At 70.7% G+C, this 18,135-nt stretch carries 22 protein-coding genes; 3 read left to right on the forward strand and 19 right to left on the reverse strand.

Annotated elements, in window-relative coordinates; genetic code table 11:
• Position 1: 1 nt before the first annotated feature.
• From HHAL_RS04130 to hemH, 6 genes are read right to left on the reverse strand one after another with little or no spacing between them, the layout of a single operon-like run.
• Positions 2-304: a sodium:proton antiporter gene (locus HHAL_RS04130; RefSeq protein WP_011813613.1), complete on the reverse strand. Its 303-nt coding sequence runs from the start codon at positions 302-304 to the stop codon at positions 2-4.
• The gene (gene mbhE / locus HHAL_RS04135; RefSeq protein ID WP_011813614.1) at positions 301-1,266 is read right to left on the reverse strand and encodes a hydrogen gas-evolving membrane-bound hydrogenase subunit E; all 966 of its coding nucleotides are present in this window, start codon (positions 1,264-1,266) and stop codon (positions 301-303) included. Before mbhE ends, HHAL_RS04130 begins: the two co-directional genes overlap by 4 nt.
• Positions 1,263-1,568, reverse strand: a complete 306-nt coding sequence (locus tag HHAL_RS04140; RefSeq protein WP_011813615.1) for a cation:proton antiporter — start codon at positions 1,566-1,568, stop codon at positions 1,263-1,265. The genes mbhE and HHAL_RS04140 overlap by 4 nt, the downstream gene beginning before the upstream one ends.
• Positions 1,568-1,831, reverse strand: a complete 264-nt coding sequence (locus HHAL_RS04145; RefSeq protein WP_011813616.1) for a monovalent cation/H+ antiporter complex subunit F — start codon at positions 1,829-1,831, stop codon at positions 1,568-1,570. The genes HHAL_RS04140 and HHAL_RS04145 overlap by 1 nt, the downstream gene beginning before the upstream one ends.
• Before the next feature lie 16 nt (positions 1,832-1,847).
• Entirely contained in the window at positions 1,848-2,381 is a 534-nt protein-coding gene (locus tag HHAL_RS12545) for a Na+/H+ antiporter subunit E (RefSeq protein ID WP_011813617.1), read from the reverse strand.
• Between the two features lie 4 nt (positions 2,382-2,385).
• Positions 2,386-3,501, reverse strand: a complete 1,116-nt coding sequence (gene hemH / locus HHAL_RS04155) for a ferrochelatase (protein ID WP_011813618.1) — start codon at positions 3,499-3,501, stop codon at positions 2,386-2,388.
• A gap of 179 nt (positions 3,502-3,680) precedes the next feature.
• Between hemH and HHAL_RS04160 the strand changes: the two genes are divergently transcribed.
• A complete protein-coding gene (locus tag HHAL_RS04160) occupies positions 3,681-4,133 on the forward strand; it encodes an arsenate reductase ArsC (RefSeq protein ID WP_011813619.1) in 453 nt (150 codons plus the stop codon).
• Between the two features lie 25 nt (positions 4,134-4,158).
• On the opposite strand, the gene HHAL_RS04165 is transcribed toward HHAL_RS04160, so the two are convergent.
• Together HHAL_RS04165 and prmB are read right to left on the reverse strand one after the other, a co-directional pair.
• A complete protein-coding gene (locus HHAL_RS04165; protein ID WP_011813620.1) occupies positions 4,159-5,457 on the reverse strand; it encodes a M48 family metalloprotease in 1,299 nt (432 codons plus the stop codon).
• Positions 5,458-5,509: 52 nt separating this feature from the next.
• On the reverse strand, positions 5,510-6,430 hold the full coding sequence (prmB, locus tag HHAL_RS04170; protein ID WP_011813621.1) for a 50S ribosomal protein L3 N(5)-glutamine methyltransferase: 921 nt from the start codon (positions 6,428-6,430) through the stop codon (positions 5,510-5,512).
• A 127-nt stretch (positions 6,431-6,557) separates the two neighbouring features.
• Here prmB and HHAL_RS04175 point away from each other — a divergent pair, with 127 nt between their 5' ends.
• Both HHAL_RS04175 and asd read left to right on the forward strand, forming a co-directional pair.
• Entirely contained in the window at positions 6,558-7,262 is a 705-nt protein-coding gene (locus HHAL_RS04175) for an SCO family protein (RefSeq protein ID WP_011813622.1), read from the forward strand.
• Complete coding sequence (gene asd / locus HHAL_RS04180; RefSeq protein ID WP_011813623.1) at positions 7,259-8,137, forward strand: archaetidylserine decarboxylase; 879 nt, start codon at positions 7,259-7,261, stop codon at positions 8,135-8,137. Before HHAL_RS04175 ends, asd begins: the two co-directional genes overlap by 4 nt.
• Positions 8,138-8,309: 172 nt before the next feature.
• Here the strand turns inward: asd and mntA are convergent, their stop codons facing one another.
• From mntA to rpsK, 11 genes are all read right to left on the reverse strand, one after another.
• Positions 8,310-8,732 (reverse strand): type VII toxin-antitoxin system MntA family adenylyltransferase antitoxin, encoded by a 423-nt coding sequence (mntA, locus tag HHAL_RS04185; RefSeq protein WP_011813624.1) that lies wholly within the window; start codon positions 8,730-8,732, stop codon positions 8,310-8,312.
• 307 nt (positions 8,733-9,039) lie between these two features.
• Positions 9,040-9,714: a class I SAM-dependent methyltransferase gene (locus HHAL_RS04190; RefSeq protein ID WP_011813625.1), complete on the reverse strand. Its 675-nt coding sequence runs from the start codon at positions 9,712-9,714 to the stop codon at positions 9,040-9,042.
• Between the two features lie 49 nt (positions 9,715-9,763).
• A complete protein-coding gene (locus HHAL_RS04195; protein WP_011813626.1) occupies positions 9,764-11,032 on the reverse strand; it encodes an aspartate aminotransferase family protein in 1,269 nt (422 codons plus the stop codon).
• Between the two features lie 78 nt (positions 11,033-11,110).
• The gene (locus tag HHAL_RS04200) at positions 11,111-12,541 is read right to left on the reverse strand and encodes an MBL fold metallo-hydrolase RNA specificity domain-containing protein (RefSeq protein WP_011813627.1); all 1,431 of its coding nucleotides are present in this window, start codon (positions 12,539-12,541) and stop codon (positions 11,111-11,113) included.
• A 15-nt stretch (positions 12,542-12,556) separates the two neighbouring features.
• The gene (locus tag HHAL_RS04205; protein ID WP_011813628.1) at positions 12,557-13,726 is read right to left on the reverse strand and encodes an isocitrate/isopropylmalate dehydrogenase family protein; all 1,170 of its coding nucleotides are present in this window, start codon (positions 13,724-13,726) and stop codon (positions 12,557-12,559) included.
• A 35-nt stretch (positions 13,727-13,761) separates the two neighbouring features.
• The gene (locus HHAL_RS04210) at positions 13,762-14,742 is read right to left on the reverse strand and encodes a malate dehydrogenase (RefSeq protein ID WP_011813629.1); all 981 of its coding nucleotides are present in this window, start codon (positions 14,740-14,742) and stop codon (positions 13,762-13,764) included.
• 41 nt (positions 14,743-14,783) lie between these two features.
• Positions 14,784-15,593 (reverse strand): SAM hydrolase/SAM-dependent halogenase family protein, encoded by an 810-nt coding sequence (locus HHAL_RS04215; RefSeq protein ID WP_207161207.1) that lies wholly within the window; start codon positions 15,591-15,593, stop codon positions 14,784-14,786.
• A gap of 4 nt (positions 15,594-15,597) precedes the next feature.
• The gene (rplQ, locus tag HHAL_RS04220; RefSeq protein WP_011813631.1) at positions 15,598-16,014 is read right to left on the reverse strand and encodes a 50S ribosomal protein L17; all 417 of its coding nucleotides are present in this window, start codon (positions 16,012-16,014) and stop codon (positions 15,598-15,600) included.
• 20 nt (positions 16,015-16,034) lie between these two features.
• On the reverse strand, positions 16,035-17,033 hold the full coding sequence (locus HHAL_RS04225; protein WP_011813632.1) for a DNA-directed RNA polymerase subunit alpha: 999 nt from the start codon (positions 17,031-17,033) through the stop codon (positions 16,035-16,037).
• A 25-nt stretch (positions 17,034-17,058) separates the two neighbouring features.
• On the reverse strand, positions 17,059-17,682 hold the full coding sequence (gene rpsD / locus HHAL_RS04230; protein WP_011813633.1) for a 30S ribosomal protein S4: 624 nt from the start codon (positions 17,680-17,682) through the stop codon (positions 17,059-17,061).
• Positions 17,683-17,698: 16 nt separating this feature from the next.
• Positions 17,699-18,094 carry a 30S ribosomal protein S11 gene (gene rpsK / locus HHAL_RS04235; RefSeq protein WP_011813634.1) on the reverse strand — a complete coding sequence of 132 codons (396 nt, stop codon included), beginning with the start codon at positions 18,092-18,094 and terminating at the stop codon, positions 17,699-17,701.
• Positions 18,095-18,135 lie beyond the last annotated feature (41 nt).

The raw sequence follows: 18,135 nt of genomic DNA on the forward strand, positions 1-18,135 counted from the left end.
TCTAGTCCTCGTCCTCGGGCAGGTGGTTGAGGCCGGTCTCGGCGTAGTAGCGGCGCGCCAGCACCAGGGCGAAGGCGGTGGCGCTGACGGCGATGACGATACCGGTGAGCACCATGGCGTGGGGCACCGGATCGACGTAGTCGGGATCGCGCCGGGCCAGGGCCACCAGCAGCAGGAAGACGGAGTTGCCGAGGACGTTCACCGCCAGGATGCGGCGCAACAGGTGGCGCCGGGTGATCAGCCCGTAGATGCCGATCCCCGCCAGGGCACCGGCGATCAGGCAGTAGAAGGCGGCCTGGGTCACCGCACCTCCCCGCGCAGCCCGCCGGAGCCGCTGAACAGCAGGACCAGCGGCAGGGCGATGGCGAGCATCAGCGCCGTCTCGATGATCAGGATGAGCTCGTAGGTCCACGCCTCGGGATAGTCGAGCACCGCCGAGGCCACCCCGGCACCGGCCAGGCCGATGGCGGTGAACAGGACCAGCCCGCCGACCAGGGCCAGGCGTTCAGCGAAGCTGGTCTCCTCCGTGGGACGCAGCCGTCCGGTCAGGCGCAGCAGCACCCCGAGGGCGGCGAGCACGGCACCGGCCTGGAAGGCACCACCGGGCTGATCCGCGCCGGCCCAGAGCAGGTAGCCGGCGGCGAGCACCGTCATCGGCCCGACGAAGGCGATGAGCGGCTGGACGAGCAGCGGCTCGCGGTAACTGGCGCGCAGCCAGTCGCCGGGGCCGGCGTGGACCAGGTCCTGGGCCACCACCCGGGCGGCGAGGAAGGCGACGAAGAGCACCACCACCTCGGCCAGGGTGTCGATGCTGCGGAAGTTCAGCAGCACGGCGGTGACCGGGTTATCCACCCCGCTCTCCTCCAGGCGCGCCAGGGCGAGGCGGCCGGCGGTCTGCTCCGGCGGCTCGAGGCCCACCACCGCCCAGCCGATGCCGGCGATCAGCGCCCCGGCCAGGACGGCCACGGTCACCGCCGCCCACGGCGGCACCGGCGGCGGGGGCGAGTCGCTGCCGTCGTCGCGGCTATCCGGCGGCAGCAGGGCGCGGTAGGCGGAGAGCAGCAGTGCGCCGGTGATCCCGGCGCCGATGGCCGCCTCGGCCAGGGCCAGGTCCGGCGCCGCCAGGCGTGCCCAGGTCACCGCCATGAGCAGGCCGAAGACGATGAACAGCACCACGCTGCGGAACAGCATGCGGGTGGCGACGATCTGCCAGGCCAGCCCGAGCAGGCCACCGGCGAGCAGCAGGTCGAAGGCCCAGTCGATCACGGCGGCGTCCTCCGCACCCCGCCCTGGGCGCGCAGCGAGAAGCGGGCGATCAGGTGCGCCGAGACGGTGGCGGCGACCAGCGCCAGCAGCCAGATCAGCAGCAGCTTGGCCGCCACCCACAGCGACTCGGCCTGCAGCATCAGGGCCAGCACCACGCAGCCCAGGCCCAGGTTATCGGCCTTGGTCAGGGCGTGGAGCCGGGCGAAGGCCCCGGGGAAACGCAGCAGCCCCACGGTGCCGGTGAGGAAGAAGACCCCGCCGAGCACCAGCAGCGCGGCGCTGAGGGCATCGAGCACGTCCATCAATCCTCCCCGGCCCGGAAGCGCCGGGGGACCCGGGTGAAGGCCACGGCGATCACCGCGGCCAGGACCACAAAGAGCAGCGCCACGTCACGCAGCGCCGGCAGCGCCATGGCCTCGGCGAGAAGCAGCAGCACGGCCACGGTGGTGGTGCCGAACAGCAGCGCGGCGAGCATACGATCGGCGGCCGTGGGGCCGCGGTGAACGCGCCACAGCCCGGCGAGGAGATTGAGCAGCAGGAAGACGGCGAGGCCCAGGTCGAGCATCTGCACGGCGCTTACCTCATGCGGCGGCACCGGAGGCGGTCCCACTGAGACCGTAGACCGCGGCGACGCGGCGCTCCAGCGCCGCCACCTCGTCCTCGGCCTGCGGGGTGATGGCGTGGACGACGAGGATATCGCCGCGCAGATCCGCGGCCAAGGTGCCGGGCAGCAGGCTCACCGCCGCCACCAGGGCGACCCGGGGCTCACCGCCGGGCAGGCTGACGGCGTAACGCAGCCAGTGGCAGTGGATGGGCATGCGCGGGTGGACGGCGCGGTAGCCGACGTCCACGGCACCGATCAGCGAGCGGACCAGGAAGAAGCCGGCGAAGCGCAGCGCCGGCAGGGGGTACCAGGGGTGGATGCGGCGGCCGGCGAAGTAGACGCCCACCCCGGCGGCGGCGAGCACCGTAGCCGCGCCGAGGACACCGCCGAAGGCGCCCTCGGCGAGGATCAGCCACAGCAGCAGCAGGACCGCCGCTGCCCGCAGGAAGCGCCCGAGCCATACCGCCGGGCCGGGGCGGAGACCGCGGTCTGGCGCCGCCCGCGGGGCCATGGGGCTAGCGCTCGGCGCCCTGCGCCCGGGCGCGCTCGGCGGTCTCGGCGCGGCGGCGCTGCTCGGCCTCCGGGTCGCGACCGCCGTCCACCTCACGCCACCCCTGGCCGTGCTGGAGGACCAGCGCGGTCAGCGCCTCCAGGTGGTCGGGGCGGTCGTTGAGCGCCGGGATGTAGCGCAGGCGCTCACCACCGCTCTCCTCGAAGTACTCGCGATTCTCGCCGGCGATCTCCTCGAGGGTCTCCAGGCAGTCCGCCGAGAAACCGGGGCAGACCACGTCCAGGTGCTTGACGCCTTCCTGGGCCAGGCGGGTGACCGTCTCGTCGGTGTACGGCTTGAGCCACTCCTCGTTACCGAAGCGCGACTGGAAGGTGACGTCCCAGGTGCCGGGCTCCAGGCCCAGCTCCTCGGCCACCAGGCGCGAGGTCTTCAGGCACTGGCAGTGGTACGGGTCGCCATCGAGCAGGTAGCGCTCCGGTACGCCGTGGTAGGAGAAGAGCAGCCGCTCGCCACGGCCTTCGTGCTCCCAGTGCTCGCGGATGGAGCGGGCCAGCGCCTGGATGTAGACCGGCTCGTCGTGGTATTGACCCACCATGCGCAGCTCCGGCACCCAGCGCCAGCCCATCAGCTCGCGCGCCACGGCGTCGAAGGTGGAGCCGGTGGTGGAGGCGGAGTACTGCGGGTAGAGCGGCAGGACCAGGATCCGCCGCGCCCCGGACTCGCGCAGCCGGCGCAGGGCCGCCGGGATGGAGGGGTTGCCGTAGCGCATGCCCAGCTCCACGGCGAAGGGGCCGCGGTCGTTCAGCGCCTGCAGGCGCTGACGGATGCCCGCCGCCTGGCGCTGGCCGATGCTCAGCAGCGGCGAGCCGTCCTGCTCCCAGACCTCACTGTACGCGGCCGCGGACTTCTTGGGCCGGGTACGCAGCACGATCCCGTAGAGGATCGGCCACCAGCGCCAGCGGGGGATCTCGATGACCCGCGGATCCGAGAGGAACTGGCGCAGATAGCGGCGCAGGGCCGGTTCCGTCGGCTCATCCGGGGTGCCCAGGTTGGCGACCAGGACCCCCACGGCGGGCGCTTCATCGTGCTGGAACGTGCTCTTCGCGGAATACAGTTTCATAGGGTCCGGAGCATATCAGGAGCAACCTTGCGTTGGGGAGTTCAGCGGCGGCTGACGACGGGCAGAGGGCCTTATGGTGTGCATATCTGTCATCGATAGCCGGGGATCCGAGGCTGACCCGGGCACCGCTGGCCGGGTAGACTGCGCGACACACGTTTGCAACCGGCTGGATCAAGGCAATGAGCAACAAGACCCGTGTACTCTTCCTGTCCAACGGCAACGCCTGCCGCTCGCAGATGGCCGAGGGCTTCGCCGAGAACCTCGCCGGCCACCTCATCGAGCCCTGCTCGGCGGGGATCGCCCCGGCGCAGGAGCTCGACGCGCGGGCGGCCAAGGTGATGAGCGAGGACTGGACCGATATCTCGTCGAAGGCGCCGAAGGCGCTGGATCCGGCGCTGCTCGAGCAGGTGGACATGGTGGTCACCCTCACCGAGGAGGCGCGGGAGGCCTGCCCGGCGCTGCCCGACGGGGTGGAGCACCGCCACTGGCCCACCGCGGACCCGGCCCAGGCCGCCAGCGACGACGATGCCAAGTCGATGGCCGCGTACCGCGACGCCCAGGACGAGATCAAGGAGAACATCCTCTTCCTGCTCAACGACGTCCGCGGCGGCATCGACGAGTTCGAGATCTGAACCCGTCCCCCGGCGTGGGAGGCGCTCAGCCGTCCTGCAGACGGCTGAGCGCCTCCCGCGCCCGCTCCCCGAAGAAGCCTTCCGCACTGGCCGCCTTCTCGTAGTGGCCGATGGCGTCCGCCCGGGCGCCGTCGGCCTCGGCCAGCTGGCCCAGGGCCAGGTGGGCGGGCGCGGTGGGCAGCAGGCTGGCCGAGCGCTCCAGGTCCGTGCGGGCGCGCTCGTCGTCGCCGCGGGCCCGGTGCAGCAGGCCGCGGTCGAGGTGGTAGCTGAAGTAGCCGTCGTTGCGCTCAATGGCGGCATCCAGGGCGGCGATGGCCGATGCCTCCTCGCCCATGCGGGCCAGGGCCTGGCCGCGGACGGCGTGGAAGGCGGCCTCCTCGGGATAGGCGTCGATGGCCGCGTCGGCCAGCTCCAGGGCCCGCTCGGGCTCCTTGGCGCGTAGCGCCTGCTGCGCCTCATCCAGCTGGGCGTAGGCCTCCCGGTTCTCCTCCAGGACCCGCATGTGCCGGGCGTAGCGTTCCTCGCCCAGGGTCCAGTCTTCGCCGCCGAGCTCCTCGCGCAGGGTCTGGGCGGTCTCGCGGTTGGCGCGCACGCGCTCCCGGGACGGCGGGTGGCTGGCGAACAGCCCCTCGAGCCAGCTCGACTCCCCGCCCCCGGCCAGGCGCACGAACTTCTCCTGCAGGGTGACGGCGGCCTCGGGGTCGTAGCCGGCCTGGGCCATGTAGCGGGTGCCGTAGTCGTCCGCCTCTAGCTCCGCCTGCCGCGAGTAGCGCTGACTGATCAAGCCCACACCGACGCTGGCCCCGGCCACCAGCAGTCCGGAGAGCTGGTGGTCCTGGGTGGCCAGGCCGACGGTGGCCACCCCGGCCTGCATCATCATCCCGCGCTCGACGCGCTGGGCGCCGTGGCGGGCGGCGGAGTGGACGATCTCGTGGCCAAGCACCGCGGCCAGCTCGGCCTCATTCTCCATCTCGGTGAGCAGGCCACGGTTGATGGCGATCTTACCGCCGGGCAGGGCCCAGGCGTTGGGGGTGCCGTCGTTGAGCACCACGAACTCGTAGGGCAGCCCCGGGCGGTGGCTCTCGGCGGCCACCCGCTGGCCGACCTCATCGACGTAGGCGACCAGGTCCGGGTCGGCGTTGTAGCGTCCGCCCATGCTCTGCAGGGTGGGCTCGTAGTGCTGCTCGCCCATGGCGACCTCCTCGCCCTCGGAGATCAGCCGCAGTTCCCGCTCGCCGGTGACCGGGTTGGTGGCGCAGCTAGCCACGCTCAGCGCCAATAGCACCGCCGGGATCAGCCATTGAAACGCCCGTCTGCCGTCCATCCCTTCGCCTCCGCCCGTGCCGGGCTCCTTTGCCGATGTCATCCGTCTTCGACTATAGCGCACCCGCGGCCTGCGCCTCGCGCAGCTGCTCGGCGGTGATGAGGAAGACGCCGAAGCCGCCGCGCTCGAGCTCCACCCAGGTCAGCGGCAGGTGGCCGAAGGCCTCCGCCACGGCGTCCTCGGAGTCGCCCACCTCGACCACCAACAGGCCGTCGTCGGTGAGCCGCTCGGGGGCGCCGCGCAGGATGCGGCGCACCACATCCAGGCCGTCCTCGCCGGCCGCCAGGGCGTGGCGCGGCTCGTGGCGATACTCCGGGGGCAGCGCGGCCATGGCCGCGGCATCCACGTAGGGCGGGTTGGTGACGATGATCTGGTAGCGCCGCTGCGGCAGCCCCTCGTAGACGTCGGCGCGGATCAGGGCGATGCGCTCCTCCAGGTCGTGGCGGTGGACGTTGACCGCGGCCACCTCGAGGGCGTCGTCGTCGATGTCGGTGGCGTCGACGGCGGCTCCCGGGAAGGCGTAGGCGCAGGCGACGGCGATGCACCCGGAGCCGGTGCCGATCTCCAGGACCCGCTCCACGGCGTCGGGGTCCACCCAGGGCTGGAAGCCGCGCTCGATGAGCTCGGCCACCGGCGAGCGGGGGACCAGCACGCGCTGGTCGATGTAGAACGGCAGCCCGGCGAAGAAGGTCTCGTGGGTGATGTAGGGCAACGGCAGGCGCTCTTCGATGCGCCGGCGCACCCGGGCCATGACCGCCTCGCGCTCACTCCGGGTCAGCCGCGCGCCCCAGTAGAGGTCGGGCAGATCCGCCGGCAGGTGCAGGGCGTGCAGGGCCAGAGCGGCGGCCTCGTCGATGGCGTTGTCGGTGCCGTGGCCGTAGACCAGGCCGGCCTCGTTGAAGCGGCTGGCGGCGTAGCGGACGATGTCGCGCAGGGTCTCGAGGTCTTCGGGGGCGTGGTCGATGGGCTCCACGGTGTGTGCTCCTCCCTTGGCGATTTCGCTTCGGTTATGATGGCCGGTTACGGTGCCACTGCCCAGCGATCGATGCACGTACCGCAGTACGCTGGGCCGGATTGTTACGTTGGACTCTGGAGCGCCCATGCCGGCCAACCGTCCGCAACGAACCACCCGCCCCCTGTTCGGGGCCCTGCTGGCCATCGCTTCGGTGCTGGCGGCGGTGATCGGGGTCGGCCTCGCCGTCACGGCCCTGCGCCCGGATCCGGGGATACCGGATATCCAGGGGACCTACCTGGAGGATGGCCGGCCCATTGCCGATTTTGCGCTCCAGGATCAGGACGGCAAACGCTTTACGCCCACCGAGCTCCACGGCAAGTGGACGGTGCTGACCTTCGGCCACACCGAGTGTCCCACCACCTGGGAGAACCTGGCGCTGCTGCACAGCGCCCGCGAACAGCTGGGGCAGACGCGCATGAGCACTCGGCTGCAGGTGGCGCTGGTCAGCGTCAGTCCCGACGACGGCCCCGAGGAGCTGGCGGACTACGTGGGCCGCTACCCGGCCGCTTTCCAGGGAGCCAGCGGGCCGGTGGAGCGGGTGCGCGAGCTGGCCGGCAGCGTCGGGGTGCGCTACGTGGAGCCCAATGGCGGCAATGTGGAGGACGGTTTCCACATCCAGCCGGAGGGGGCGCTGCTGGTGATCAACCCCCACGGCAAGATGATCGCCCTGCTGATGCCGCCCCACCACCCGGAGCTGATCGCCCGCGATCTGTTCCGGCTGATGGAGCGCGAGCGCGGCGGCTTCCTGCGCAACCTGCTCGAGCGGGTCCGGGAGCGGGTGCGCGAATGAATACCGAATCCGCAGCCAGTACCGCGGACCGGCTGCGCGCCGCCGTCCATTGGCTGCTGCCCACCCGCCTGCTCTCGCGGCTGACCTGGCATGTGGCCCGCTCGCCGCGGCCTTGGCTGAAGAACCGTCTGAACCGTTTCCTGGTCCGGCGCTACGGCCTGGATCTGAGCGAGGCGGAGCATTCCGACCCGACCGCCTACCCCACCTTTTATGCTCTGTTCACCCGGGCGCTGCGCCCGGGGGCGCGGCCCCTGCCGGAGGATCCGCAGGCGCTGATCAGTCCCTGCGACGGGACGGTGAGCGCGGTGGGCCATCTGCACGGTGAGCGGCTGATCCAGGCCAAGGGGATCGAGTATTCGCTGAGGGGGTTGCTCCATGGGCTGGATCCGGCCCCGTTCCGCGATGGGGCGTTTGTGACGATCTATCTGTCGCCGCGGGATTATCACCGGTTCCATGCGCCGGTGGCGGGGCGTCTGCAGGCGGAGCGGCATGTGCCGGGCCGTTTGCTGACGGTGGCGCCGTCGGCGGTGCGGGCGATCCGTGGGTTGTTCTTGCGCAATGAGCGGCATGTGACGTTGTGGGAGACGGTGGTGGGGCTGGTGGCGGTGGTCCCGGTGGGTGCGGTGAATGTGGGGAGTATTGAGACGGTCTGGGGCGGTCCGGTGGGGGAGGCGCCGGGGCTGAGTCGGGATTTCGGCCCTGGTGAGGGGGTGTTCCTGGGCCGTGGTGAGGAGTTGGGGCGTTTCAATCTGGGGTCGACGGTGGTGGTGGTGTTGCCGGCGGGGGTGGTCCGTTGGGCGGATGGTTTGGTGGCGGGGCGGCCGGTGCGGATGGGGGAGGTGTTGGGGCGGCTTCGCCGCGCTGACGCTCGCTGATCAGCGCGAACCGGCAAAGGTTCGCGCTGAACCCTCGCCGGACCTGCGGTGCTCAGCGCGCTCTAAAGGCCGCCGTCGGGGAACGGCCACCCGCCCCCCTGATCCGCCCGCAGGCGAGCAATCGTGGGTCAGAGAAACTCGGCAAAAACCGCCTGGAGGGCTCGCAGGTCGCCTAGGTGATGCTGGCACCACGCTGAAGCCTCCGTTTCAAGGCGGCCCGCTGGACCTGCAGATAAGGTTCCCAGTCCCAGTACTCCCGGACCACGCGGGAGAAGTAGGTACCGCGCTGAAAATCGGGCCGCGCATAGATCAGGCAATTGTGGCGGATGGCTTCGAACTGGAGGGCCGGATCCGCGCTATCCAGGAGCACCAGATCGATGCGCTCCAGCCCGGCTCGGGTCAGCTCCGCCAGCAGGTCGAGACGCTGCGCTGCAAGGCGCTCGGGCGGCCCGACGAGACCTAGATCGACATCACTGTCGGCGCGCGCGCGCCCCGTGACGTGGGATCCGAACAGAAAGGCGGCCTGCACGTCCGGGAAGGCCTTGAGGACGGGCTCGACAGTCTGCTGGATGGCCTCAACGCGGTCTCTCGTCATGGTGCTCAGCGTGGCCGCAACAGCCGTCGCGTGCAAGCGGGCTCGAAGTCCTCGTCACAACCGCGTGGGCTGGCGTTCCCCGCTGGTGGATAGGGTCGGGTGTCGGAGCCGCGGTGGCGGCCTTTAGAGCGCGCTGAGCACCGCAGGTCCGGCGAGGGATCAGCGAGCGTCAGCGCGGCGAAGCCGCGCATTGCGAGCGGCCTCGCCGGAGCGAGGCGCGCAGGGGACCCCGCCGAAGGCGGGGCGCGATCTCAGGCCGCGGTCGGGGAACAACCACGCGACCCTGCCCCGGATCGCGGCCAGCCGGCTAGCTGGCCGTCGCCAGCTCCTCCTCCGGCTCCTCCACCGGCGCCGACTCCGCTGACGAACCATTGCGGTAATGGACCAACTTCCAATACCCAAAGAAATACGCCGGATGCACCCCCAGGCACTCAAACCCCGGACGCTCCGGCAAATCATCCAACTCCATATCCGTCCGGAAACCGAGCAACTTCGACAGGGGCCGGATCGTCTTCTCAAACCCGCGAAGCACCGGATGCCGCGAGGCGAAGTGGTTGATGATGAAGATCTCGCCCCCCGGCCGGCAGACCCGGCGGCACTCATCCACCAGACGATCCGGATTGGGGACCACCGAGGCGACGTACATCGCTACCACCACATCGAACGAATCGTCCGGGAAATCCAGCGCCTCGGCATCCATCTCGTGGAGCGACTCCACGTGATCCAGCCCCTGCTCCGCCACCCGACGGTGGGCGATGTCGAGCATGTCCGGACTGACATCCACCCCGACGATGGAGACATCCCGCCGGTACTCCGGCAGCGCGATCCCGGTACCCACCCCCACCTCGAGGATGCGCCGGTCGGGCTCGGCGTTGAGATACTGCATCGTGAACTTGCGCCCCGGGGCGAAGATGCGCCCGAAGAAGCCGTCGTAGTACCGCGCGTAGCGTCGGTACGCGTTGCGGATCGAAGAAAGATCCATGACTCCGCTCACCTCCAAGAATCGGTTCCGGTAGCGCCGGGCCGCCGGCTCAGGCCGTGGCGCGCAACGCCTCGGCAAAGGCATCCACCGCGCGATCGACCTCCTCGCGGCGGATGATCAGCGGCGGCAGCCAGCGCACGATCTGTCCCTGCGGCCCGCAGCGAATCATCAGCACATCGCGCTCTTCCATGGCCTTGAGCACCCGCGCGGCGCGATCGCCGTCCGGGCGGCCCTGCTCGTCCACCAACTCGGTGCCGTGCATCAGGCCCATGCCCTGGACGTGGGCGATGGCCGGCTCCTCGGCACACAGGGCGTCGAGCCGGCTGCGCAGGTGTGCGCCCTGCTCGCGGGCGTTCTCCACCAGGCCTTCCTCTTCGATGACCTCCAGCGACGCCAGCGCGGCGGCACAGGCGACCGCGTTGCCGCCGTAGGTGCCCCCCTGGGAGGCGGGCCAACCGCGCTCCATGATCGCCTGCGGCGCTGCCACCGCCGAGAGCGGGAAGCCGCTGGCCAGCCCCTTGGCGGTGACCACCATGTCCGGCTGCACGTCGAAGTGGCTGTGCGCCCAGAAGGCGCCGCTGCGCCCGTAGCCGCTCTGCACCTCGTCGGCGATGAGCAGCATGCCGTGGCGGTCGGCCCGCTCGCACAGGCCCTGCATGAAGGTCCGCCCGGCGGGGATGTAGCCGGCCTCGCCCTGGATCGGCTCGACGAAGAACGCCGCCGACTCGGCCGGCATCGACTGCGTGGCGAGGATGTGGTCGAGCTCGCGCAGGCAGAACTCGGCGGTCTCTTCGTCCTCCCAGCCGTACCGCCGGGCATTGGGGAACGGCGCGAACACCGTGCCGCCCATCATCGGCTGCACGCCGGCGCGCAGGCCGACGCTGGAGGAGGTCATCGACAGCGAGCCCATGGTACGGCCATGGAAGCCCCCCTGGAAGACGATGATGTTGGGCCGGCCGGTGGCCTGGCGGGCCAGGCGCAGGGCGCCCTCGCACGCCTCGGTGCCGGCGTTGGAGAAGAAGATGCGGTCGATGGCTCCGGGCATGATCTCACCGAGGCGCTCGGCGAGGCGGAGCATGGGCGGATGGCGAACGATGGCGTACTGGCCGTGGACCAGGGTGGCGGCCTGGCGCTGGGCGGCCTCGACCACCTTGGGGTGGCAGTGCCCGGTGGCGGTGACGCCGATGCCCGAGGTGAAGTCCAGATAGCGGCGCCCGTCGGTGCCGATGATGTAGGCGCCTTCGCCGCGTTCGGCGACGACGTCGCTGGACTGCTTGAGCAGGGGGGAGATGGCTCCGGTCTTGTGCGCGTCGCTCATGGTGCAGGTCCTCCGCTCGGCCGGTTGCCTTGGCCGTTGACTGCTGGGCCGCCGCGCGGCGGCCCTCTCTGGACTAAACTAGCTTGCTTCGGGCGGCTCTGCGCTGCGGGCGGGCAGCTGGCGCAGGTCGATACTCGCGCCCTCCTCCGGGGTCTCGACCTCGAGACCGCGCCCGCGCAGCGCCTCGGCGAGGCTGTCCATGGCCCCGGCCTCGCCGTGGACCAGGGCCACCCGGGGGGCCGTGGCGAAGTGCTCGGCCCAGGCGATAAGCTCCGAGCGCCCGGCGTGGGCGGAGAGCCCGCCGACGGTGTGCACCTTGGCGCCGACCCGCACCGACTCGCCCCACAGGTTGAGTTCGCTGGCGCCGTCGACCAGGGCGCGCCCCGGGGTGCCCTGGGCCTGGAAGCCGACCATGATGACGTTGCAGTTGCGCCGCCACAGGTTGTGCTTGAAATGGTGGCGGATGCGCCCACCGTTGCACATCCCCGAGCCGGCGATGATCAGCGCCCCGGACTGCACGCGGTTGATGGCCATGGAGTCTTCGGCCTGGGGGGTGAGGCGCAGGTTGGGCAGCTGGAAGCGGTGGTGGTCCGGCTCGGCGTAGAAGGCGGCGGTCTCGGCGTCGTAGAGCTCGGGGAAGCGGGCGTAGACCTTGGTCGCCTCGATGGCCATGGGGCTGTCGAGGAACACGCTCCAGTCGCCGAGCTCCCAGGCCTCGTAGTGGCGGGCAAGGATGTAGAGCAGCTCCTGGGTACGGCCGACGGCGAAGGCGGGCACCAGGATGTTGCCGTGGGAGGCCCGGGCGTTACGGATGATCTCGCCGAGTTCCTCCCAGGTCTCCTCCCAGGAGCGGTGGTCGCGGTCGCCGTAGGTGCTCTCCATGACCAGCAGATCGGCCTCGCCCACCTCGGTGGGGTTGCGCAGGATCGGCGCCCCGGCGTGGCCCAGGTCGCCGGAGAAGACCACCTTGCGGCGCTCGCCGTCGGCCTCGATCCACATCTCGACGATGGCCGAGCCGAGGATGTGGCCGGCGTCGCGCAGGCGCACGGTGACGCCGGGGACCGGCTGCCACGGTTCGTCGTAGGCGTGGCCGACCAGGGCCTCGATGGTCTGCTCGGCGTCGGCGACGGTGTAGGTGGGCTCGACGGGCTCGTCGTGACGGCGGCGGCGCTTCTTGTTCTCGATGGCCGCGTCACGCTCGGCGAGGAAGGCGGCATCGCGCAGCAGGATGTCGACCAGGGCGGCACCGGCGGTGTGGGTGTGGATGGGGCCGTCGTAGCCGGAACGCACCAGCAGCGGCAGGCGGCCGCTGTGATCCAGATGGGCGTGGGTGAGCACCACGGCGTCGAGGGTGGTCGGGTCGAAGGGGAACGGCTCGCGGTTGCGGGCCTCCTGCTTGCCACCGCCCTGGATCAGGCCGCAGTCGATGAGCACCCGACGCCCGCCGGCCTCGAGGAGCATGCAGGAGCCGGTGACCTGGCGGGTGGCACCGTAGAAGTGCAGTCGCATGGGTTCTGCCTCCGTCTACGCGGACGGCGCGCCGGCCGTCCGGATGCGTTGCGCCACGGCGCGGCCGACCTCGGCGCAGCCGCGCCCGCCCATACCGTGCTCGGCGATGTCCTCGGCCACGGCGCGCTGGAGCTGCACCGCCGAGCGGGCGGCCACCGGGTCCACCTCGCCCATCCACTCGAGCATGGCGGCGGCGGTGAGCAGCATGGCTGCTGGGTGGGCGCGATCGGCGCCGGCGATATCCGGGGCGCTGCCGTGGGTGGGTTCGAACAGCGGCGGTACGCTGCGGTCGGCGGGGTTGAGGTTGGCCGAGGGGGCGACGCCCATGCCGCCGGCGAGCACCGCGGCCAAATCAGTGAGAATGTCGCCGTGGAGGTTGCTGGCCACCACCACGTCGAACTGCCACGGCTGGCTGACGAACTTCATGCAGCACGCGTCGATGAGCTCGTGGTGGGTGGCGATGCCGGGGTACTCGGCGGCCACCTCGGCGAACACCTCGCTCCACAGCTCACCGGCGTACTGCACGGCGTTGCGCTTGGTGACCACGCACACCGCGGCGTCGGCAGCGCCGTCTGCGGCGGCGTAGCGCGGGGCGCGCAGCCCCTGGCGGCGCTCCTCGGCCCGCCGCGCGGCGCGCTCGAAGGCGTGGCGGATGATCCGCTCGGTACCGGCGCGGGTGAAGACCTCCAGCTGGGTGGCGGTCTCGCGCGGGGTGCCGGCGGCCAGGCGGCCGCCCTGGTCGACGTACTCGCCCTCGCTGTTCTCGCGGATGACGAGCAGGTCGGTGTGCAGCGCCCGCGGGTCCGACAGGGGCATGGGGGCGCCGGCCAAGGGCACCGCCGGGCGCTCGCAGGCCCACAGGTCGAGCCCCTTGCGCAGCTGCAGCAGCGGCGCCAGCGAGACGCCGTCGGGAAGGCAGTAGCGCTGGGCGTCGTGGCTGGGCCCGGGGTCACCCAGGGCGCCGAGGAGCAGTGCGTCGTAGCCGGCGAGCTGCCCGCGCCAGTCGGCGGGCATCATCTCGCCGTGGTCGCGGTGCCAGGCGTGGGCGGGCCAGCCCAGCTCGGTCAGCACCAGGGCGGGCCCGGGGAGGGCCTCCAGGGCGTGGCGGGTGGCGGCCATGACCTCCGGGCCGATGCCATCGCCGGGCATCACGGCGACCTGCCAGGACTCCTGGTTCTGTTCCATGCGGGCCCTCCCCGGGCGTTGTCCGCCGCTGCCGCTCAGGGCAGCAGATGCGCCACCGCGTCACGCTCTTCGGCGAGCTCGGCGGCGGTTTGGTCCATGCGTGCGCGGCTGAAGTCGTCCACCGACAGCCCCGACACGATCTTGTAGTCACCGCCCCGGCAGGTCACCGGGAAGGAGTAGATCAGCCCCGCCTCGATGCCGTAGCTGCCGTCCGACGGCACGGCCATGCTGGTCCACTCGCCCTCGGGGGTGCCCAGGGCCCAGTCGCGCATGTGGTCGATGGCGGCACTGGCCGCCGACGCCGCGCTGGAGGCGCCGCGGGCCTTGATGATGGCCGCGCCGCGCTGCTGCACGGTGGGGATGAAGGTGTCCTTCACCCAGGCGTGCTCGACCTGGTCGGCGGCCGGGCGGCCCTGGATGGTGCAGTGGCTGATGTCCGGGTACTGGGTGGCGGAGTGGTTGCCCCACACGGCCAGGCCGCGGATCTCGGTGGAGTGGCAGCCGACCTTGTTGGAGAGCTGCGCCAGGGCGCGGTTGTGGTCGAGCCGGGTCATGGCGGTGAAGTTCCGCGGGTCCAGATCCGGCGCGTTGCGCTGGGTGATCAGGGCGTTGGTGTTGGCCGGGTTGCCCACCGCCAGGACCTTGACGTCGCGCTTGGCCACGGCGTTGAGCGCCTGGCCCTGGGCCGAGAAGATCGCCGCATTGGCCTCGAGCAGGTCCTTGCGCTCCATGCCCGGGCCACGGGGCTTGGCGCCGACGAGCAGAACGTAGTCGGCGTCTCGGAAGGCCTCTTCGGCGCTGTCCGTGGCGATGATGCCGTCGACCAGCGGGAAGGCGCAGTCCTCAAGCTCCATCACCGTTCCCTGCAGCGCCTCCTGGGCCTGCGGGATCTCGAGCAGTTGCAGGGTCACCGGTTGATCCTTGCCCAGCATCTCGCCGGCGGCGATGCGGAACAGCAGGCTGTAGCCGATCTGGCCGGCCGCCCCGGTGACAGCGACTCGCACGGGTGCTTTCATGGCTCTCTCCTCGTCCGTTGTGATGCCCGCCGGGGCCCGATTCACGACCCGGGCCGGGGCGCCGATTGTAGCAGAGGCTCGCCACGCGGCCGCCAACGCAACGGCGTCCCGGGCGCCGCGCCCAGCCGCGCGGCCGCCGACCCGCTGTTGACCGCCACCTCGACCAGCCCCAGGGCGTTCACGTACCAGAAGGCGGTACCCTCGGGGACGTCGGCGAATTTCTCGGCCTGCCCCAGGGCTTCGCCACCGATGAGCACATCCGCGTGACTCGGCGCGCTCGCCCCCCGCCGTCCACTGATCAGGTTACCGAAGCCGTCGGTGTAGATCAGCGCATCCCAGTCCCGCAGCCACTTCTGCCCCACCCAGTGGTCGACCCGCTCGGCGCCGGACGGCGGCCGCCCGGTGGCCGCGACCTGCGCAGCGGCGTCGGCGAACACGTCGCGGCCGTGGAAGGTCGCCGGGATGCCCGGCGGCGCCGGGGGCAGGCGGTAGGCCTCGACGTCGGCCCCGTCCTGGGCCGCGACGGCGAGCAGGCCGTTGTCCGGCCCGATCAGCCACCGCTCTTGGGCGCGTAGTATCAGCCCCGGCCGCTCCGTGCCCACCCCCGGGTCCACCACGGCGAGCACGACGGCATCAGCGGGCAGGTACGGCAGGTTGGCGGCGAGCAGGTACGCGGCGCAGTCGGCCCGGAACGCCGGGGCGTCGTGCATCAGATCGATGACGGTGGGGGCAGGATCGACGGCCTGGAGCAGCCGCGCGTGGAGGTGCCCGACGTACGGGCCTAGGCGGGTGTAGTCGGTATAGAGGAAGACGGCACCGGGGTGAGCGCGCTGGTTCACCCCGGTGCGCAAGGCGTTACGCCTCGGCCGTTTCCTCGGCGTCCTCTTCCGTCTCGCGCCGGGCGGCGATCGCCTCCTCCCGGTCGACGAGCTGGACGAGGGCCATGGGGGCGCCGTCGCCCTTGCGGAAGCCACAGCGCAGGATGCGCATGTAGCCGCCGGGGCGCTCCTTGAAGTGCGGACCGAGCTCCTCGAAGAGCTTGGTCACCATCTCCTTATCGCGCAGGCGTGCGAACGCCAGGCGGCGGTTGGCCGTGGTGTCCTCCTTGGCGAGGGTGATCAGCGGCTCCGCCACGCGGCGCAGCTCCTTCGCCTTGGGCACGGTCGTGCGGATCTCTTCCTCACGGAAGAGCGCAGCGGCGAGGTTCTTGAACATCGCCTTGCGGTGTGCGTTGTCACGATTGAGGTGACGTCCGGCTTTACGATGGCGCATGACGTGGATCCTTTGACAGTTTAGCCGGCGATACGGGCGCGGTCCCCGAGGGACGGCGGCGGCCAGTTATCGAGTTGCATGCCCAGCGACAGCCCGTGCTCGGCCAGGGTGTCCTTGATCTCGTTGAGCGACTTCTTGCCGAGGTTCGGCGTCTTGAGCAGCTCGACCTCAGTGCGCTGAACCAGATCACCCACGAAGTGGATGCTCTCAGCCTTGAGGCAGTTGGCCGAACGGACCGTGAGCTCGAGGTCGTCGATGGGACGCAGCAGCACCGGGTCGATCTCCGGCTCTTCCTGCTCGTCGCCGCCCTCCAGCAGCCCACCCTCGAGGTCGACGAACACCGACAGCTGGTCACGCAGCAGGCTGGCCGCGAATTTCACCGCCTCCTCGGGCGTCACCACGCCGTTGGTCTCGACGTCCAGGACGAGCTTGTCCAGGTCAGTGCGCTGCTCGACACGGGCGCTCTCGACCGCGTAGGAGACGCGGCGGACCGGGCTGAAGCTCGCATCCAGGGCCAGGTGACCGATGGTGCGGGTGTCTTCCTCCTCGCGCGCGGTGACCGGCAGGTAGCCGCGGCCGCGCTCGATCTTCAGCGACGCCTTGAACGGCTGCTCGTGGGTGATCGTGGCGATGTGCAGATCCGGATTCTGGATCTCCACGTCGTGATCGGTGGCGATGTCCGCCGCCGTCACCGAACCCGGCCCCTGCTTCTCGACGCTGAGCGTCACCGAGTCACGCTCGTTGAGGCGCACGGCGAGGTCCTTGAGGTTGAGGAGGATGTCCACAGTGTCCTCGTGGATGCCCTCCACCGCCGTGTACTCGTGCTGTACGCCCTCGATCTCCACCTCGGTGACCGCAGTCCCGGGCATGGACGAGAGCAGCAGCCGCCGCAGGGCGTTGCCCAGCGTGTGGCCAAAGCCCCGCTCCAGCGGCTCCAGGACCACCTTGGCGCGGTTGTCCGAGAGCGGCTCGATCTCGACCGAGCGCGGCTTGAGAAAGTCCTTCAGGTACCCCTTCATGGACGACACCTTGCAGTTGCGGCTGTTACTTCGAGTACAGCTCGACGATCAGCGATTCGTTGATTTCTTGCGACAGATCGGCGCGGTCCGGGGCCTGCTTGAAGACGCCTTCCATCTTGGTGGCGTCGACATCGACCCAGGAGGCCCAGCCGTTCTGCTGCGCCAGCTCCAGGGCGGCCTGGATGCGCAGCTGGCTCTTGGCCTTCTCCTTGACGGAGACGGTGTCGCCCGGCTGCACCTGGTACGACGGGATGTTCACCACCCGGCCGTTGACCAGGACGCCGCGGTGATTGACCAGCTGCCGTGCCTCGGCGCGGGTGCTGCCAAAGCCCATCCGGTAGCAGACGTTATCCAGGCGGCTCTCGAGCAGCTGCAGCAGCGCGGTGCCGGTGGCGGCCTTACGGCGGGCGGCTTCCTTGTAGTAATTACGGAACTGCCGCTCCATGATGCCGTACATGCGGCGCACCTTCTGCTTCTCGCGCAGCTGCAGGCCGTAGTCGGACATGCGGCCGCCGCGGCGCTGCCCGTGCTGCCCCGGGGGCTGCTCGAGCTTGCACTTGGTGTCGATCGACCGGACGCCGCTCTTCAGGAACAGGTCGGTTTTCTCGCGGCGCGCCAGTTTGCACTTGGGACCAATATACTTCGCCATGGCGAGCGCTTCCTCCTCAGACCCGCCGCTTCTTGGGCGGCCGGCAACCGTTGTGCGGGATGGGCGAGACGTCGGAAATGTTGGTGATCCGGTACCCGACCGCGTTGAGCGCACGCACGGCGGACTCACGCCCGGGGCCGGGGCCCTTGACGCGCACCTCGACGTTCTTGAGACCGTAATCCTGCGCAGCGCGCGCGGCGGTCTCCGACGCCACCTGGGCAGCGAAGGGCGTGCTCTTGCGCGACCCCTTGAAGCCGCTGCCGCCGGCGCTCGCCCAGGACAACGCGTTGCCCTGCCGGTCGGTGATGGTGATCAGCGTGTTGTTGAAGGTCGCGTTGATGTGCGCGACACCATCACTGACTGTGCGCTTGACTTTCTTCTTGCCGCCACCGCGGCTGGATGCCTTCGCCATAGGTCTCTGTTCCCGTGTTCGCTCCGAACGCGGTGCCGATC

It is taken from the genome of Halorhodospira halophila SL1 (genome assembly GCF_000015585.1).
Lineage (GTDB): Bacteria > Pseudomonadota > Gammaproteobacteria > Nitrococcales > Halorhodospiraceae > Halorhodospira > Halorhodospira halophila.

Excerpts from the sequence above, each read along its gene's own strand:
- HHAL_RS04200 (WP_011813627.1), bottom strand. The coding sequence starts at position 12,541 with ATGCGACTGCACTTCTACGGTGCCACCCGCCAGGTCACCGGCTCCTGC.
- HHAL_RS04145 (WP_011813616.1), bottom strand. The coding sequence starts at position 1,831 with ATGCTCGACCTGGGCCTCGCCGTCTTCCTGCTGCTCAATCTCCTCGCC.
- HHAL_RS04225 (WP_011813632.1), bottom strand. The coding sequence starts at position 17,033 with ATGAAGGGGTACCTGAAGGACTTTCTCAAGCCGCGCTCGGTCGAGATC.
- HHAL_RS12545 (WP_011813617.1), bottom strand. The coding sequence starts at position 2,381 with ATGGCCCCGCGGGCGGCGCCAGACCGCGGTCTCCGCCCCGGCCCGGCG.
- HHAL_RS04210 (WP_011813629.1), bottom strand. The coding sequence starts at position 14,742 with ATGAAAGCACCCGTGCGAGTCGCTGTCACCGGGGCGGCCGGCCAGATC.
- HHAL_RS04160 (WP_011813619.1), top strand. The coding sequence starts at position 3,681 with ATGAGCAACAAGACCCGTGTACTCTTCCTGTCCAACGGCAACGCCTGC.
- HHAL_RS04190 (WP_011813625.1), bottom strand. The coding sequence starts at position 9,714 with ATGGATCTTTCTTCGATCCGCAACGCGTACCGACGCTACGCGCGGTAC.
- rpsK (WP_011813634.1), bottom strand. The coding sequence starts at position 18,094 with ATGGCGAAGGCATCCAGCCGCGGTGGCGGCAAGAAGAAAGTCAAGCGC.
- asd (WP_011813623.1), top strand. The coding sequence starts at position 7,259 with ATGAATACCGAATCCGCAGCCAGTACCGCGGACCGGCTGCGCGCCGCC.
- mntA (WP_011813624.1), bottom strand. The coding sequence starts at position 8,732 with ATGACGAGAGACCGCGTTGAGGCCATCCAGCAGACTGTCGAGCCCGTC.
- HHAL_RS04205 (WP_011813628.1), bottom strand. The coding sequence starts at position 13,726 with ATGGAACAGAACCAGGAGTCCTGGCAGGTCGCCGTGATGCCCGGCGAT.
- HHAL_RS04165 (WP_011813620.1), bottom strand. The coding sequence starts at position 5,457 with ATGGACGGCAGACGGGCGTTTCAATGGCTGATCCCGGCGGTGCTATTG.
- HHAL_RS04140 (WP_011813615.1), bottom strand. The coding sequence starts at position 1,568 with ATGGACGTGCTCGATGCCCTCAGCGCCGCGCTGCTGGTGCTCGGCGGG.
- HHAL_RS04175 (WP_011813622.1), top strand. The coding sequence starts at position 6,558 with ATGCCGGCCAACCGTCCGCAACGAACCACCCGCCCCCTGTTCGGGGCC.
- hemH (WP_011813618.1), bottom strand. The coding sequence starts at position 3,501 with ATGAAACTGTATTCCGCGAAGAGCACGTTCCAGCACGATGAAGCGCCC.
- HHAL_RS04195 (WP_011813626.1), bottom strand. The coding sequence starts at position 11,032 with ATGAGCGACGCGCACAAGACCGGAGCCATCTCCCCCCTGCTCAAGCAG.
- rpsD (WP_011813633.1), bottom strand. The coding sequence starts at position 17,682 with ATGGCGAAGTATATTGGTCCCAAGTGCAAACTGGCGCGCCGCGAGAAA.
- rplQ (WP_011813631.1), bottom strand. The coding sequence starts at position 16,014 with ATGCGCCATCGTAAAGCCGGACGTCACCTCAATCGTGACAACGCACAC.